The 265-nt window shown below is 67.9% G+C and carries 1 protein-coding gene; it reads left to right on the forward strand.

All coding sequences use genetic code 11. The annotated features are described in order from the left end of the window. Positions 1-265: RNA-dependent RNA polymerase family protein (locus tag R0J87_RS21240; protein WP_498888767.1), on the forward strand; the 265-nt coding region annotated here is incomplete at both ends.

A 265-nucleotide genomic window follows, 5' to 3' on the forward strand; every position in this document is an offset into this window, starting at 1 on the left:
GCAGCGCAGTCTTCTGGAACAGGTGCTCGGCCTCATAGCCGTGAACGATGCCGCCCACGGTTTCATGCCCGGTCGCAGCGCGGCCACCGGGGCCGCGCTCCACACGGGGGCCGACATCGTCATATCCCTCGACCTCACCACGTTCTTCGCCCGCGTGACGGGCGGTCGCATCTACGGAACAGTTCGGCAGTCGAGACTGTCCGAGCCGGTCGCGCACGTCGTGACCGGGGTGTGCACCAACGCCGTTCCTCCGCGCGTGCTTGCT

It is taken from the genome of Halomonas sp. SIMBA_159 (assembly GCF_046536035.1).
Lineage (GTDB): Bacteria > Pseudomonadota > Gammaproteobacteria > Pseudomonadales > Halomonadaceae > Vreelandella > Vreelandella venusta_A.